Annotated in this window: 14 protein-coding genes and 2 pseudogenes; 4 read left to right on the top strand and 12 right to left on the bottom strand. The window is 34.2% G+C overall.

Annotated elements, in window-relative coordinates:
- Nucleotides 1-33: 33 nt before the first annotated feature.
- The 11 genes and pseudogenes from JCM17102_RS31755 to JCM17102_RS13270 all read right to left on the bottom strand — a co-directional run.
- Nucleotides 34-153 (bottom strand): annotated as a pseudogene (locus JCM17102_RS31755) (fructose-6-phosphate aldolase); the annotation flags it as partial.
- A gap of 103 nt (nucleotides 154-256) precedes the next feature.
- On the bottom strand, nucleotides 257-1,309 hold the full coding sequence (locus JCM17102_RS13320) for a class I fructose-bisphosphate aldolase (RefSeq protein ID WP_025075493.1): 1,053 nt from the start codon (nucleotides 1,307-1,309) through the stop codon (nucleotides 257-259).
- A gap of 38 nt (nucleotides 1,310-1,347) precedes the next feature.
- Nucleotides 1,348-2,094 (bottom strand): 2,3-diphosphoglycerate-dependent phosphoglycerate mutase, encoded by a 747-nt coding sequence (gene gpmA / locus JCM17102_RS13315; RefSeq protein ID WP_025075492.1) that lies wholly within the window; start codon nucleotides 2,092-2,094, stop codon nucleotides 1,348-1,350.
- A gap of 234 nt (nucleotides 2,095-2,328) precedes the next feature.
- Nucleotides 2,329-3,441, bottom strand: a complete 1,113-nt coding sequence (gene glf / locus JCM17102_RS13310) for a UDP-galactopyranose mutase (protein ID WP_025075491.1) — start codon at nucleotides 3,439-3,441, stop codon at nucleotides 2,329-2,331.
- 1 nt (nucleotide 3,442) lies between these two features.
- A complete protein-coding gene (locus JCM17102_RS29060; RefSeq protein ID WP_025075490.1) occupies nucleotides 3,443-4,360 on the bottom strand; it encodes a glycoside hydrolase family protein in 918 nt (305 codons plus the stop codon).
- Between the two features lie 14 nt (nucleotides 4,361-4,374).
- Nucleotides 4,375-5,085 carry a glycosyltransferase family 32 protein gene (locus tag JCM17102_RS13300; RefSeq protein ID WP_033886856.1) on the bottom strand — a complete coding sequence of 237 codons (711 nt, stop codon included), beginning with the start codon at nucleotides 5,083-5,085 and terminating at the stop codon, nucleotides 4,375-4,377.
- Between the two features lie 318 nt (nucleotides 5,086-5,403).
- Nucleotides 5,404-6,069, bottom strand: coding sequence for a hypothetical protein (locus tag JCM17102_RS13295; RefSeq protein WP_025075488.1), 666 nt, complete (start codon nucleotides 6,067-6,069; stop codon nucleotides 5,404-5,406).
- Between the two features lie 132 nt (nucleotides 6,070-6,201).
- Nucleotides 6,202-6,774 (bottom strand): hypothetical protein, encoded by a 573-nt coding sequence (locus JCM17102_RS13285; protein ID WP_159106334.1) that lies wholly within the window; start codon nucleotides 6,772-6,774, stop codon nucleotides 6,202-6,204.
- The gene (locus JCM17102_RS13280) at nucleotides 6,743-7,075 is read right to left on the bottom strand and encodes a TIGR04149 family rSAM-modified RiPP (protein ID WP_025075486.1); all 333 of its coding nucleotides are present in this window, start codon (nucleotides 7,073-7,075) and stop codon (nucleotides 6,743-6,745) included. Before JCM17102_RS13280 ends, JCM17102_RS13285 begins: the two co-directional genes overlap by 32 nt.
- Nucleotides 7,076-7,114: 39 nt before the next feature.
- Nucleotides 7,115-8,059, bottom strand: coding sequence for a hypothetical protein (locus tag JCM17102_RS29055; RefSeq protein WP_025075485.1), 945 nt, complete (start codon nucleotides 8,057-8,059; stop codon nucleotides 7,115-7,117).
- Nucleotides 8,056-9,912, bottom strand: a complete 1,857-nt coding sequence (locus JCM17102_RS13270; protein ID WP_025075484.1) for a glycosyltransferase family 2 protein — start codon at nucleotides 9,910-9,912, stop codon at nucleotides 8,056-8,058. Before JCM17102_RS13270 ends, JCM17102_RS29055 begins: the two co-directional genes overlap by 4 nt.
- Before the next feature lie 155 nt (nucleotides 9,913-10,067).
- On the opposite strand from JCM17102_RS13270, the gene JCM17102_RS13265 reads away from it, so the two are divergent.
- The 4 genes and pseudogenes from JCM17102_RS13265 to JCM17102_RS29780 form a co-directional block, all read left to right on the top strand.
- On the top strand, nucleotides 10,068-11,381 hold the full coding sequence (locus JCM17102_RS13265) for an HlyD family secretion protein (RefSeq protein ID WP_025075483.1): 1,314 nt from the start codon (nucleotides 10,068-10,070) through the stop codon (nucleotides 11,379-11,381).
- A 35-nt stretch (nucleotides 11,382-11,416) separates the two neighbouring features.
- The gene (locus JCM17102_RS13260; protein WP_025075482.1) at nucleotides 11,417-13,597 is read left to right on the top strand and encodes a peptidase domain-containing ABC transporter; all 2,181 of its coding nucleotides are present in this window, start codon (nucleotides 11,417-11,419) and stop codon (nucleotides 13,595-13,597) included.
- Nucleotides 13,598-13,658: 61 nt separating this feature from the next.
- Entirely contained in the window at nucleotides 13,659-15,125 is a 1,467-nt protein-coding gene (locus JCM17102_RS13255; protein WP_025075481.1) for a TolC family protein, read from the top strand.
- A gap of 218 nt (nucleotides 15,126-15,343) precedes the next feature.
- Nucleotides 15,344-15,561: pseudogene (locus tag JCM17102_RS29780) on the top strand (IS982 family transposase); the annotation flags it as partial.
- Between the two features lie 269 nt (nucleotides 15,562-15,830).
- Here JCM17102_RS29780 and JCM17102_RS23830 read toward each other — a convergent pair.
- On the bottom strand, nucleotides 15,831-16,590 hold a 760-nt coding region (locus JCM17102_RS23830; protein WP_033886852.1), incomplete at its 5' end, for a hypothetical protein.

The following is a 16,590-nucleotide window of genomic DNA, read 5'->3' as shown; positions in this document are numbered from 1 at the left end:
CAAAATCCGCGCCCAATAACATTCAATATTAAACTATCCATTCACCTTTTTATAATCTTCCAGAAATTTCTTCAATCCTGCATCCGTAAGCGGATGATTCAGTAATCCTTTGATTGCGCTTAACGGACAAGTAGCCACATCAGCACTCACATCACCATTAACAATCTCACATATTTTAATATAATGATCATGCTGATTTTAAACTCTTTAAATACCTTTCTTCGCCATTAACGAAGGATTAATAGTTTTCTAAAAATCAAGCAATAGTAATTGCCGGATCAAGATATACATCCTGAATAGCATTCAACAATTCCACTCCCTTATTCATCTGCTTCTGGAAAGCTTTACGTCCACTAATCAATCCCATACCCCCTGCACGTTTATTTACTACAGCAGTTATAACAGCATCTCGTAAATCAGAAGCTCCATGGGATTCTCCACCAGAGTTAATCAGTCCGACACGTCCCATATATCCATTCGCTACCTGATAACGACAAAGGTCAATTGGATGATCGGAAGCCAATTCCGTATACATTCGTTCATCTACCTTACCGAAATTAAGAACTTTAAATCCACCGTTATTAGTCGGAAGTTTTTGTTTCACAATATCAGCTTTGATAGTAACTCCCAGACGATCGGCCTGTCCCGTAAGGTCAGCTGCAGAATGATAATCAACTCCGTCTTTTTTAAAGTCACTATTACGCAAATAACACCACAGAATAGTTGCCATCCCCAACTCATGAGCATGTTCAAAAGCCTCAGCGATTTCCACCAATTGACGACGACTCTGTTCGGAGCCAAAATAAATTGTAGCCCCCACTGCTACAGCACCCATATTCCAAGCTTCTTTTACTGTTCCGAAAAGAACTTGATCATAAGTATTTGGATAAGACAATAACTCATTATGATTCAGTTTTACCACAAAAGGTATTTTATGCGCATATTTTCGAGCCACAGCTCCTAAAATACCGAAGGTAGAAGCCACAGCATTACAACCTCCTTCAATAGCTAATTTTACTATATTTTCAGGATCAAAATAAATCGGATTGGGAGCAAAAGAAGCCCCTGCAGTATGTTCTATATCCTGATCGACAGGCAAAATAGATACATAACCGGTGTTCGCCAACCGTCCATGTCCTAAAATAGTTTGAAGACTATTTAATACTCTCGTATTCCTATCAGAATTAATCCAGATTTTATCAACTGTATCCGGAGAAGGAACATGAATTAACGACTTATCAATAGTCTTGCAAGTATGATCCAAATAATAACTGGCCTTGTTACCCAGTAAATCTATAATTTTACTCATAATAAAAATAATTTAGTTTAGGCAAAATATCTTATATGCTATTTTTTCTTTCCCTGATTGGCTACAGCTTCCATCAGTTTTTTTATTTCTTCCGGATTTCCCAGAAAGTAATCATTTGCGACTTTCAGGTTCTCATCAAACTCAAAAACATACGGAATAGCTGTAGGCAAATTCAGTTTTACAATATCCTCATCAGATATATGCTTCAGATGTTTGATAATCCCTCGCAAACTATTACCATGTGCAACCACTAATAAAGTATTTGCCGTTTTTAAATTAGGAAATATATCCGATTCCCAATAAGGCATAATACGATCTATCGTATCTTTCAGAGATTCCGTACGAGGTAACTCTGTATCCGGCACTTTGTGATAACGATAATCAAAGCGTGGATTCCTTAGATCACTCTCCGATAACGGATTGGGAGCAATATCATAACTACGGCGCCAAATCAAGACTTGTTCTTCACCATACTTTTCCGCTGTTTCTGCTTTATTTAATCCTTGAAGGTCCCCATAATGCTTTTCATTCAATCGCCAGCTCTTTTCTACCGGAATCCAATCCAAATCCATCTCGTCCAACACACAGTTCAGTGTTTTCACCGCACGTTTCAAATAAGAAGTATAAGCTTTATCAAAATTGAAACCATATTCTCTGAGAGTAATTCCCGCTTTATTGGCTTCTTCAATTCCTTTTTCGGTTAGGTCTACATCAGTCCACCCCGTAAAACGGTTTTCCTTGTTCCATACACTTTCTCCATGACGAAGCAATACAATTTTTTTCATTTGTTCTCCTTTCTTTTTCTAATAGAACACTTTAATTGTCTCATTCTATTAAGAACACTTTATACTTTCACAAAGTTCATAAAAGAAATGGAGAACATCAATACCTAAAAACTTATGATAAACTTAAGCTCAAATCTCCCTATAGGCATTGATTTGTACGATAAGAATGAAAATTAAACGACTTGAATTGTTACTAGAAACAAACGATAAAGGTTACATACTCCCTATAAAATACTATTTTTTAAGTTCCAATAAAGTTACTAGACACAATGCATGTTCAATAACCTGATCCATATTATAATATTTATATTCAGCCAGTCTCCCGCCAAAATACACGTTTATCTGTTGTCGTGATAACTCACTATATTTCTCATAAAGAGCATTATTCTCATCATTATTAACGGGATAATAAGGTTCATCACCTAATTGAAATGTCAAAGGATACTCTTTAGTAATCACAGTAACCGGCTGACGACCGAATTCAAAATGTTTATGTTCAATAATCCGGGTATAAGGAGTTTCCGAATCGGTATAATTAACTACCGCGTTACCTTGAAAATTAGATTGATTCTCTAACACAGTCGTTTCAAATCGCAAACTGCGATATTCCAAAGCACCATAACAATAATCGAAATACCGATCAATCTCTCCTGTATAAACCACCGTATCTGCTAAACTATCCAAATATTCTTTATCAGAAAAATAATCAGTATCCAATACAACCTCACTTCCCGACAACATCTTTTCAATGATAGGAGTATATCCTCCTATTGGAATTCCCTGATATCTATCATCAAAATAGTTGTTATCAAAAGTAAAACGCACCGGTAAACGCCGAATGATAAAAGCCGGAAGATCAACAGCCTTCTTTCCCCATTGTTTTTCCGTATATCCTTTTATCAACTTTTCATAAATATCCTTTCCCACAAGAGATATAGCTTGTTCTTCTAAATTAGATGGAACACCAATACCCGATTCTCTCTTCTGAGATTCTATTTTCTCTAAAGCCTCGGTAGGCGTCTTCACTCCCCACATCCGATAAAATGTATTCATATTAAAAGGCAAATTATACAGTTCACCTTTATAATTTGCTAACGGAGAATTGGTATATCTATTAAACTCTGCAAACGAATTCAAGTAATCCCATACCACTTTATTATTAGTATGGAAGATATGAGCTCCATACTTATGAACTGTAATATCTTTCATTTTCTCAGTATAGATATTACCCCCAATATGACTACGTTTATCAATTACAATACATAATTTCCCTTTTGCAGTCAATTCGTGTGCAACAATCGAACCATATAATCCGCTACCAACTATTAAATAATCATACTTCTTCATACTAGACTTTCTTGAATTTATTCATATTCATCAAGTATATACCTAATGGAACCCAAATACCTTTTAAATCTTGTATCTCATTATCTATAAGATACAAAAGTTTGTCAACTTCCGGAATGATAGCGTTATCACTCCATTGAGAAAAAAGAATTTGTTGCCATAATATTTTTCTATAAGCTTCGATACTCCAATCTTTATCTTCTAAATTACTCAATCTAGCCATAACCTCTTTTTTCAAAGGAGTAGTATCAGGCATCTGATGCAACAGATTAAAAAGAATAACAGTATCACCATATATATCTTTTTCAATATCTTTATAATCCAACAAATAAGTTAAAATTTTCCAGATAAGTTTATCAGCTTCCCATACATGAACATTTTGTTTTTTCAACTCAAGAAGAAAGTATAACATGGAATTTATCAGATCCAAAGGCTTCTTTTTATTGTCATAAATACTTAAACAATAATATCTACATGTATTCAAAAGAGTTAACACATAAACATCATAATTTCCCAACATCTCCTTACCTCCATATTTCGACAAAAGATAAACAGCAGGAGATAACATAGAAAAGTTAATGCCAAAATCCACAGATTCCCCGGAAAAAAGGTTGTACTCCAAATCAATAAGAGCATCCTCAGTTACTTCCACAAACTCATTACGAATAAGATAATTTATTCCACAGCCAATCCCAGCAAGCCCTAGCTCAATACCATTATTACCTACTTTTCCAGCTTTACTCAAAACCTCATCCAATAAATTATTCGCCAAATGATTGTCTATTTCAAGAGACAAATATCTAGAAAATTCATAATAAAACAAAACCAATCCCATTTTTCCCTCAGTCAATCCGATACTTTTCATATCTTGTAAATGGGCAGTTACTATATCAGCAATTTTAAATAATTGTTTATTCATACTTATAAAGCACGTTAATCATTCCAACTACCAAAATAATAATGTATAGCATAGGCATCTTTTATACTATCTTCAAGACGTTTATCCCAACACCCTTTTTTGGCTATATTCGCAAGAGGAAGATCAAAAGGATTGATATATAAAGGGGAAATAAGATAAACATCCTTCCTCTCCTCTTCAGACAAGCTTTCATAAGCATTTACCAATACCCACTGCCCTGTTGTGTCAAACACAACATCCTTATTACGAGCAGTAAACGAGAGTTTCAAATTCTCCTCTGAAAAAACCTTGTCAATAATTTTCTTCACATAAATATGTTTAGGAACACATGCCATCAACGAGTTATTAATGATAAATCCCCGCCTAAAAATTCCACAATGAGATATTGGTTCTTGTGGAAAGCAGCACTGTTTATCAGACAGAAATCCATCCATAGGCTTTAAAGATTCGAAATCGAAATCTACATACATACCACCCATTTCATAGAGTATCAAATACCGGATAGCATCCCAACGCTGTATATTATAAGGAAAACGATTATAAATATCCAAATATTCCGGAAAATGTTCCAATATAAATGAGCTCATCCTATGGTCGTTCCAATAAATATATTGCCAATCCGAATAATCATACTTCCAAGTATCCGCCATTTTAAGAAAATGTTCCGGTAAGGGTCTCTCTTTGTCCGACCAAAGCTGATGAATAATTTTAGGTATTTGTTTCATTATAAATTGTGATTTTAAGGAAATATTTAATAAAGTACATTATAATATAAAGAGAGATGAATCAAAACTCTTTTCTCAGCAAAATGACCCCTGCTACAGATATCTATAACAAGGGTCTTTTTATACCTTGGGGAATTCTAACACGCTCTTAAAGAAAAACAGATATAGCTACATAAACTTCAACCACCTCATATAATTTCATTATTAGTATGAAAGAAGTAAGCATTATAATTATACCAATGATTCTAGTATAGACATCGATCTAATCCAACAGCATACATTAATATATACACAGTAAATCAATCATATTGCATCATACTATTTCTTCGATTTAAGATACAACTCGTGTAGTACTTTCATCATTTTTTCTGAATCATAAGACCAATTATCATTATTACGGTACTTTATTGTTTTATAAAATTTTGAGAGAAACTTTCTTTTTTCCATTTCCCCTTTATCAGTAAAATAGCATTTAAAACTTATAGGTACTCGACCTGATTTACAAGCATATATTCCCATACTGTATTTGTATTTTCCTAAATAAGGCTTTTTAATAGGTAACTGTACTATAAAAACCGTATCAGCATTAAATGGCACATTCTTATCTGTAATTTTAATTACATTATCTCCTATATTAGAATATCTTAAATCAGAAGGATATGCCTCATCTGAAACTTTCTTCATATCATAAGCCATCTGTCTTCGAATAAAAGTGCAACCACATTCTGCTTTATTCAAAAAAGCAGCTGTAAGGTTGGAATACAATATAAGACAGTCTCCATCTTTTGATTGCATTTTACCACCATAAAAGGAAACAAACGATTTTTGTTCCCAATTACTCTGTGTTTTATATGATGTTTCTAACTTTTCCCAAATAAAGTCTTTTGGTTTTTTACATGATATATCCGCGACTTTTGATAAATAAGCAGAATAATCAGAAAAAGAATTCATCACATCATATTGAGCAAAAACTTCTATCTCCATGAAATTAAAGCAAAACACAAATAGAAATATAAATCTACATACTTTCATAAGTTCATTTAAGCTTTATAAAACCAATTATTATTAAACACATTTTTTATCTTAATACTTGCAAATGGTCCAGAATTACCAAATTTATTTCTTTCCATCTACCCTATACAAATGGGTAATATCGAGAGTATTGCAAGTACCAATACTGTTGTTATTCTGGGGATCCAAATAAGTAACATCAGTACCCTTAATTTCCATAATAATAACAGAATGTCCATTGCCATTTGAAGTTTTTACGGAAGCTATTAATTGAGGATGAACTCCATACTGGTAATGAAAAGGAGGAATAGGTGTGGGACTACCATTGAGGTAATGACTTAACACTTCATAATATTTATCTCCAGGAACCCCATTTGGTCCATATTGACTTCTTATCCATGCATCAATCTCATTAGCATCTTTACCAAGAATAGCAGCAAGAGTTTGTGCAACACAATCAGTTGGTCCAACAACTTCACCATATCCATAGTACCCATCCATTACATATGAATACGAATACTCTCCCCAATAACCATCTCCATCTCCATATCCATCGCCCCACCCGGGATAAGCACTACCACCATAGTAACCATAGTCATTATTAGGCTTATTTCCATAGATAACCACCTCATCAAGATACCCATAATCAACATCCCAGCCGTCCCCCCTCATAGCCATAACTACCATCAGAGTTACCATAAAAGCTATAACCACCAAAGCCATAGTCACCTGCAGAGAATGCGCAAATTCCCAAATCCGATGTCCAAACATCTTCTTCCATTTCATCATCCTTGTCACTTCCAACAGCCGAACAAGCATCCATGTCTATATCTAAAGTATAAACATTTAAAAGTGCCAAATCACTATCATCGTATAGAGTGGTAGAGTTACCACCCACATAACGACGCATCTCTTCTTTGTTTAAAACAGGGTAACGTTGACGCAACCCTTCAAAATTTGCACGAGTAATCTTTTTCATAAGATCATTTTTAATTAATACAATTACACATATCTATTTTTACTTTGACATTAACCATAATCCAGCCGAAGATAATTTACTATTAATCATTGATATATCATAAAAAGAACCTTGAATCTTTTTATCTATATACATTTTTATATCGTCGAAGGATAATTCTTCTAGAATAGGCACATTATACAATATTCCCCACCATGCATTATCATACCACACGTCCAATGTATTCATATCCACAAAACAATCCAAACAATCTATCTTCTCCAAGACCGGTCCACCGGTCACTTTCAATTCCTCAGGAAGTTTCTTTATGGTTTGTTTGAGTAATATGATATCAATATCCTGATAATTCTGTCCGTCAATGCTCTGAACACAAAGATTTAAAATGTCATTTAACAACGTTCTAATTCCTACTTTATTCACTTCAAGTCTTTCATAAAAACCACAAAGCACATACAACATAGAATTCAATAGAGAAAGTTTTAACTTCCGTTTATTATTAATGCCACTTGCTATTATCAAACGTGAATTCTCAATCATACCGGCAATCCAAACATTATCTATATCATCCATTCGCCAGGACATCCGAGAAAGTAAATACATTCCCGAAGAAAATAAGGGAACCGGGAAATTTATTTCTTTCATTAATGGAGACCTTACATCACGAAAAAGAGCTTCATCAACATAATGAAATACAGATTCTCTTGGATCAACTTCCAGAAATCCCTCTTTTATAAGATTAGTTAAACCCAATCCGATACCGGCAACCCCGTCTATAGCACTAGGAGACAAATCAGGCTTCAACTGACCAAAAATCTCATCTAACAGATTGGAAGCTATGTTCTCATATATTCCGTTACCCGAATATCGGGCATATCTATACAAAAAAAGACATACTCCTATTTTCCCATCGAACAACCCTACTTGTTCCGTATTCGCCAGATTAGCGACAATGGTATTTGCTGTCTGAAGTAGTATTTTATTCATAAAGTTTGTGCATTTTGAGTTTCTATAATATGTTTGAACAATTGAATAAGATGAGGAACATGATAATCAAAACTAAACACCCTTCTACATTCACACATATTATCTGTCAATTCTTTCATCATAATCTCATTCTTCAATTGGGAGCACAATTTCAAATAATTATCAAAAAGAATACCGACACGCAATGCTTTTACAAGTTCTTGCGTAGCTACAATATGACCAGAATTATCACGCAAAATTACAGGCAATCCCGCCGCTGCATATGTACTGATTCGAGCCGGAATATTCAAATCGTCCCAAGACGCTTTCAACAAATCACCATTGTTATGACTTTGTAAACAATGCAACCATCCGGCATCATATTGTGACAACTCCTTAGTCCAATTATCTGCAGAAACATGGTCATGAACATGAAAATGCTTTGGAGCCATTCGAAGCCGATGAAGATTCTCTTTTTCACGATTATTGTGATAATTTTCTGTATACAAATGGACATGTATATTATTTTGTGCCAAGAATACCAAATCATCTCCCGATATTCCAATCATCCTTCCAGTTACTACTGTATGTACCGCCCCATCCTGCACCGACAATTTAGGAGAAAAATCATTCTTAAAGTAATCTCCTTTAGGTAAATCACCATCCATAATAAATGATAAACTCTTAGTGGGTGGTAAGTACTGTTCAAACCAAGCTTTCACTGTATCATTCAAAAATATCTTTCCCGCAGCATGAGTGTATAAATATATTAATTTATCCCACATACCTTGCCGAAGACATATAGATGGACCTTCCTTAAAATGCCAAACAAATGGAATATCCGGAAACGACTTCATTACATCATAAGCCAAATGAACTGCGCCAAAATTCAGCATTCCATAAATAACATCAGGTCTTATTTCTTGAATTTTTTCTTTCCAGTTTTCGAAAGGTATATCTTCCACATGACCAAAAGGCAAAGGTCCTACAGTAGAAAAACAAAACACCGGATTGGGAATCCAAAGTCCGTAAAGTTTATGCCCGGCCTGTTCCAAGGCATAAATACGTTCCGGATTATATGCCAGCTCCCCTAATATCAATATTTTTAAAGGAGACTCACAAAGAGGACACTCCATTCTAAAATCAGCATATAATTTTTCTTCATCAACAAATTTATATTTGGACACTCGCATTTTAACCGGAGACTTCACCTGATAATGACTTCTGTATTTATTTAAACCTCCACCATATTTTTCACCGATTAAGCGATGACGCTGGGCAGGATGAGAAGTCCAATAACAAGTAATTTCATTCGTCATATCGAAACTTCCAAGAGATGTCAACTTATACCAAAACATAGCAAATAAATCTTCACTCACCCATTCTTTTCTTTCCACCCAACGTTTATTCGTATTTCTGTGAGCAGTCTGGACCAATTGCAAACAATAGTTTTTCCTTAATCCTTTACTTTCTGTAGAATTCGTATAATATAATGTATCAGTAGAATCAAATTTCATTCCTGTATATACAAGAAATATATTATTATTCTCCTCAAATTTTTTATAAACAGATTCCAGATGGTTCTCATAATAATAGTCATCAGATGGCAAGTAAGCAATCAAGTCATGTTTAGCTGCCTCAAGTCCCTGATTAAGGGCGTGCCCCAGTCCCTGATTACTTTCATTCTTAATATATACAATACGATCATCATTTAGAAAATCACTAATATACAGTTCTGTTTCATCGGTACATCCATCATTTACAATGATCAGCTCCCAATTTTTATACGTCTGGTTATATATACTGGATATTGCCCTTCTTATAAAAGAAGCTTGATTATAAGTAGGCATTATTATAGAAAAATGCGTGTTCATATTAGATTTATTAAGGTTAATAATCTTGGGAACAAAGATAAACAATAAAAATATAATAAGCAAGAAAATAAAAAATAGAATGTTATATTTATTGATATTATTGTTTTTTACATTAAAAAGTACTTTCTTTGTACAGCAAAACTATTATAAAAACTATGAAAGACAATACAGTAGAGGAAAAGGTACAACGTAACGAAGAAGTACAAGCAATTATAGACAGGATGCCGACCAGAAGTGCAACTTACGCTATCATACTTACGCTATTACTTGCGGGTGCAATAGTTACATTAGGATTTATTATAAAATATCCGGAAACTGTAGACGGACAAATTTCCATCACTGCACGGTTAGCCCCCGTCAGATTAGTAGCTAATACTTCTGGAAAATTGCATTTACTTGTTAATAACAAAACCACTGTAAGTGAAGGTACAGTGGTAGCCTACCTTGATAATCAAGCAAATTATAAAGATGTATTGTTCTTAGATTCATTATTAAAGAGGTATAATGATCAAGAATTGGAAAATTTCCCTATAATAACCGGACTTTTATTGGGAGAAATTAGTTCAGCCTTCAATTCATTTGTCATTACCCATTCAAGATACTACCGGATGATACACTCTGACATTTATCAGACAATGCGTAACAGTCTCTTGCAACAAAATGAAATTAATGCAAATATCATTGAGAATCTTAATAAAGAAATAGCATTAAAAGGAAATAAATTGAATATCGAAGAGGAACTGCTAGACAAAGACAGTATACTGACTCATGCCAAAGCACTCAGTAAGCAAACATACGACCGCCAAAGAAGTTCCTTTTATGACTTACAAGCAACATACAAAGACTTACACAACAACAAACTATCTTATATGGCACAGATCAAAAGAAATAACCAACAAATACAACAATACATATTAGAAGAGCAGGAAAACCTGGACAGATTAAAAGAAGAGTTGTCAGCTAATAAGTCTCAATTGATAAATATCATTCATGCCTGGAAAAAACAATACCTCCAAATAAGTCCTATAGATGGACAAGTAGAATATTTAGGGTTTTGGAGAGAAAACTATTTTATACAAAGTGGACAAGAACTATTTTCTGTACTTCCAAATCAAAATGATGTCATAGGTGAAGTAATAGTTCCATCATTCGGCATCGGTAAAGTAAAAGTCGGTCAAACAGCCAACGTAAAAGTGAACAATTATCCCTATATGGAATATGGGCTCATTAAGGGAAAAGTCAGTTCAATTTCTCGGCTGTCCAATAAAATCAAACAATCAACAACTGGAGTTACCAATGAAGGGAGTGTATATCGTGTACTTATCACTTTCCCCAATGGCTTACAAACTAATTTCAACAAGACTCTCGACCTCGACTTCGAATCACAAGGAACTGCTGAGATTATAACAAAGCCCAAAAAACTAATAGAAAGGTTATTTGATAATTTAAAGGCAAATGCCGAACAATAAAACTTCTAATTATAATACATAAATCATAACACACAATGATATTACACAGATTTCCGGTTGATTATCAAATGGATATGCAAGATTGCGGTCCGGCTTGCCTTAAAATTGTAGCCAAACACTTTGGAAGATTTTATTCATTACAGTATCTTAGAGACCGATGTGGGATAACTAATCAAGGCGTATCATTACTAGATTTAAGTACCGGTGCCGAAAGTATCGGACTTCGTACATTAGCTATTAAATGTACACTGAGTGATGTAGTAAATCAAGTCCCTTTCCCGGCTATCATTTTTTGGAAAGAATCCCATTTTATTGTAGTTTATCATGCCAATAAAAAATACATTTGGGTATCCGACCCTGCAAAAGGAAGGGTAAAATACACACATGAGGAATTCCGGGCGGGATGGTATCCAAAGGGAGAATCTATTGGCGTACTTTTAGCAATAGAACCTACAATTGATTTTCAACGAAGTAGTATCGAAAAAGAACTGGAAAAAAATAGTTTTATAAGCATCCTACGTTATTTTATACCTTATAAGAATAGTTTTGCAACCATATTTTTTATCATGCTTGTAGCTACACTGCTCCAAGGTATTCTCCCTTTTATTTCAAAAGCTGTGATTGATGTGGGTATTAAAACAACTGATATCAACTTCATCAACATGGTATTGATAGGCAATATATGTATCCTATTAAGTATCACAATATTCAATGTAATACGTGACTGGATATTACTGCACATCACCTCACGGGTAAATATTGCTCTTATATCTGATTATTTGATTAAACTGATGAAACTTCCGGTTACCTTCTTTGAGAATAAACTATTAGGAGACATATTGCAACGTGCTCGTGACCACGAACGTATCCGAAGCTTTATCATGAATAATTCTTTGTCACTGGTATTCTCCACACTTACTTTTATTGTTTTCAGTGTCATTCTGCTAATTTATAATCCCATCATATTTTATATTTTCCTTTCCGGATCAATACTGTATGCAGCTTGGGTACTTCTTTTCCTCCGTATCCGAAAAAGGCTGGATTGGGAATACTTCGAACTAATCTCTCAAGATCAAAGTTATTGGGTTGAAACGGTATCTGCCATTCAGGACATTAAAATATACAACTACGAAAAACACAGAAGATGGAAATGGGAAGAAATACAAGCCAGACTATACAAGGTCAATAAAAGAGTACTTAATGTTACTAATATGCAAAACCTTGGAGCACAGTTTATTGAGAATATAAAAAACATGGGCATTGTGTTTTTTTGTGCCAGTGCTGTCATTAAAGGAGAAATCACTTTCGGTGTCATGATATCCACACAGTTTATTATCGGCATGCTAAACGGTCCATTGGTTCAGTTTATCGGCTTCGTGGTATCCGCTCAATACGCAAAAATCAGTTTCTTACGTATGAATGAAATTAGACAATTGAAAGATGAAGAAGAGTTATTATCCATTGGAGCTACTTCCATTTTACCGGAAAGTCGGGATATTACACTATCAAACATTATTTTTCAATATAGCCCCAACTCACCTTTAGTACTTTCCAATATATTCCTGACTATCCCACAGAACAAAGTGACCGCCATCGTCGGCGGAAGTGGTAGTGGAAAATCCACCTTATTAAAATTATTAGTAAGACTGTATAAACCGACTTACGGAGATATAAAAATGGGAAATATGAACGTATCGAGTATTAACTTACGTACATGGCGCAATATGTGTGGAGTAGTGATGCAGGATGGTAAACTATTCAGCGACACAATTCTTGCCAATATAGTACTGGATGACGAACATATCAATTATGACCGCTTACATGAAGCATGTAAAATGGCTCAGATCGAAGACGAAATAAACGGCATGCCAAAAGGTTTTGATACTTTCATTGGAGAAAAAGGCCGGGGATTGAGCGGAGGACAAAAACAAAGATTATTAATAGCACGTGCTTTATATCGTGACCCTGATTTCCTCTTTTTGGATGAAGCCACAAATTCACTGGATGTCATCAATGAAAAGAAAATTGTTGAAGCATTAAATTCCGCATTTAAAAACAGAACCGTAATCGTTGTAGCACACAGATTAAGTACCATACGCCATGCGGACCAGATTGTTGTTCTGCATCAAGGAAGAATTGTAGAAATTGGCAATCATGACAATCTGATGGAAAGAAAAGGAGAATATTATAACCTGGTTTCTTCACAATCAGAATAATTCTATCAATCCATAGAATATAAACGATCCTTCTATCTAAAATAATAAATAAAATGTTCCTATGAACCGTAAATGGATAATCGCATGGCTTATATTTGTTCCCGCTTTTTTACATGGACAGCCATTTCAAATTTCTTTAGAGCAAGTATTGAATGAATGGTGCTTATCTTCACCGTCAGCAAAAAAAATAAAGTTATCTTATGAAAATACATTATTAGCATTTGATAACTACAAGAAACAATTTCTACCTTCCATTGCTTTTTCATTAAACCCTGTGAACTTTAACCGTTCTCAGAAATTAATGCAGAACGCTGAAAGTGGAAACTACTCTTATGTGGAAGACTATACCAACAGTAGTAGCACAGAGATTGCTATCCGACAAAAGATTGGTATTATAGGTGGAGAACTGAGTGTTAGCTCCCGTTTGAACTACCTACGTGAATTTTCCAACCATAGAGATCGCTTTGGTACGAATCCGCTATACATCAATTATTCACAGCCTTTTGTCGGAGGATTTTATAACTACAAGAAACAACGGGATATACAATATGCACAACTCAATAATTCAATAAAGCAATATTGCTCAGAGATTGCAAATGTTCAGACACAAGCGGTAAATCTGTTTATGAGTCTGTTTTCAAGCAAACTTTCTACTGAACTATCCTATAAGAATCTCCAAATATCAGATACTCTCCTTACTGCCAGTAAAGCATTACTCGACAATGGTTATTTCACAGAGTACGAATATCACCAAATGGAGTTGCAACAACTTAACAATCAGTATGCTTATGAAAGTTCTACCAAAAGTTATCAGAAAGCCCTAAGAGAACTTATAACCTTTCTCAATAAATCAGAATGGATGGATAAGGAAGTGGAAATACAGACACCGGAATTTGATTTACCACTGAAAATAGATGAAAAGCTAGCTATCTTTTATGCATGGCACAACAGTCCCTTTGCTTTAACACAAGAAGAAAAAAGGCTAAAGGCTGAACAAACATTATTTACTGCCAAACTAAATAACCGTTTCAATGGTAACCTTAACTTAAGTTATGGTTTAAACCAATATTCCGACCATTTTCTAAATGCTTACAGAAAACCGGATTATACACAAGGAATTATGATAGGAATACAAATACCAATCTTTCAATGGGGCATCAACCGTAACAAAATACGTATGGCAAAAAATAACTATCAACACAGCATGATAGAAATAGACCAAGCTGAAGCTAATTTTGACAATGACATACAAGACATAGTAGAAGATTACAATCATAATATGAATTTATGGTTCGTTGCCACTAAAAGTTACCAACTGTCTCAGGAACAATATGCTTTGTTAGCACAAAAGTTCCATTCCGGCAAAGTATCTGTTTATGAACTGGCTTCCGCTCAACAAGAGCAATATAATGCAATGCAAAGATATTACAATGCCATCATGAATGCTTGGAATAGCTTCTGCATGTTACGAAAAACAACACTTTATGATTTTGCAAAACAAACGGAATTGGAAGATTTATTCTTCTAATCTTCCTATTCCGTCATTATTAATCGTCAACGTAAAGGTATATTCAGATAGTTTGTAAACTCCCACCTCTGATTTACATATGAAACTCGAAAAAAGCGCCTAGAATAAGAGTTCCATGAATAGTCTATAATGGATCTATACTCCACAAAGGCAAATTTTCGGAAGCCTCTTTCAGTAGATCGTTTACCAAACGTATAAGAGCTCCAGCTCCTTTCTAATGGAAATCAACATTCTCTCCCTTTGCCAGAACAAGAAAAAGGATAGAGAATTTATTCTCGCAGCTGTGTGACCAGGTTATGATTATACATAATTATGCGAAAGAAACAGAAGGATTGTTCACCCGAATCATCGGGAAGATTAGGCAATGACAATCCTCCAAGATATTTACTACAAAAATGAAAAAACGATTGGAAGAGTCAAATATGCGCTAATTTAATTCCGCCAACGGGTATCTGAATTTCTACCTACATAACGACGCATCTCCTCTTTTGTTAATACCGGATAATATTAGCGTAATCCCTAAAAATATTTACGTGTATTCTTTTTGATATTTTTAATCTATTTAATTATTAAAACAATATTTATTAAAAATTATTTATTCATATAACACAAACCAATAACATATAACTTAGCATTGATAATCGTTTCACAATAAAAATACACCTTTCTATATTACTAATAAAAACAAAATTATATTGTTCATAACTATCTCACAGACTTTAAATATAGTTCATATTGTAACATCTGAGCTTTTTCATTATCATAAGACCAATTATCATTTCGACGATACTTTACTGCTTTATAAAATTTAGAAAGGTACTTTTCTTCATTCATTTTTCCTTCTTCCGTAAAAAAGCATTTAAATATCATAGACGGTCTTCCCCATTTACAAGCATAAATTCCTGTACAATACATATACTTTCCTTGATAAAGATTTTCTAACGGAATCTGAGATACAAATACAGTATCTGCATTAAAAGGAGTATCTTTTCCTATATACGTAGTGACATACTTTTCCCAAACTATCGATATAGTATCTGAATCCATACCTGGTTTTAAAGCACAATGCAGATCATCCAACATTTGATTTCGAGGTAAAACAGGATCACCCGTCCATTTCCACGGGACCTCTTTATTGTCAACCAACATAAAATTCATGTTGGGATACAATATAAGACAATTTCCATCTTTTGACTGCAGCATCCCACTATAAACAGCCCCCATACCTCGTCCCCTTTTTCCTTGAGATAAAATAACCGTTGACCTTTCCCAAACAAAAGTCTTTGACCGTTTCCAACTAATATCCATAACCTCAGATATATACTTAGAATAATCTGAAAATGAATTCTCTATGCTATATTGAGCAGAAACCTCTACTACAACACAATTACAATACATAATCAGTAACAGCACAATCTTCCATATGATCCTGCTATGTTTAAAATTATATGATCGTTTCATATCT

Source organism: Bacteroides faecichinchillae JCM 17102, from assembly GCF_000614145.1.
Taxonomy (GTDB): Bacteria; Bacteroidota; Bacteroidia; order Bacteroidales; family Bacteroidaceae; genus Bacteroides; species Bacteroides faecichinchillae.
The sequence above is the reverse complement of the archived record's forward strand: the minus strand, read 5'-3'. Positions and strand labels throughout refer to the sequence as shown.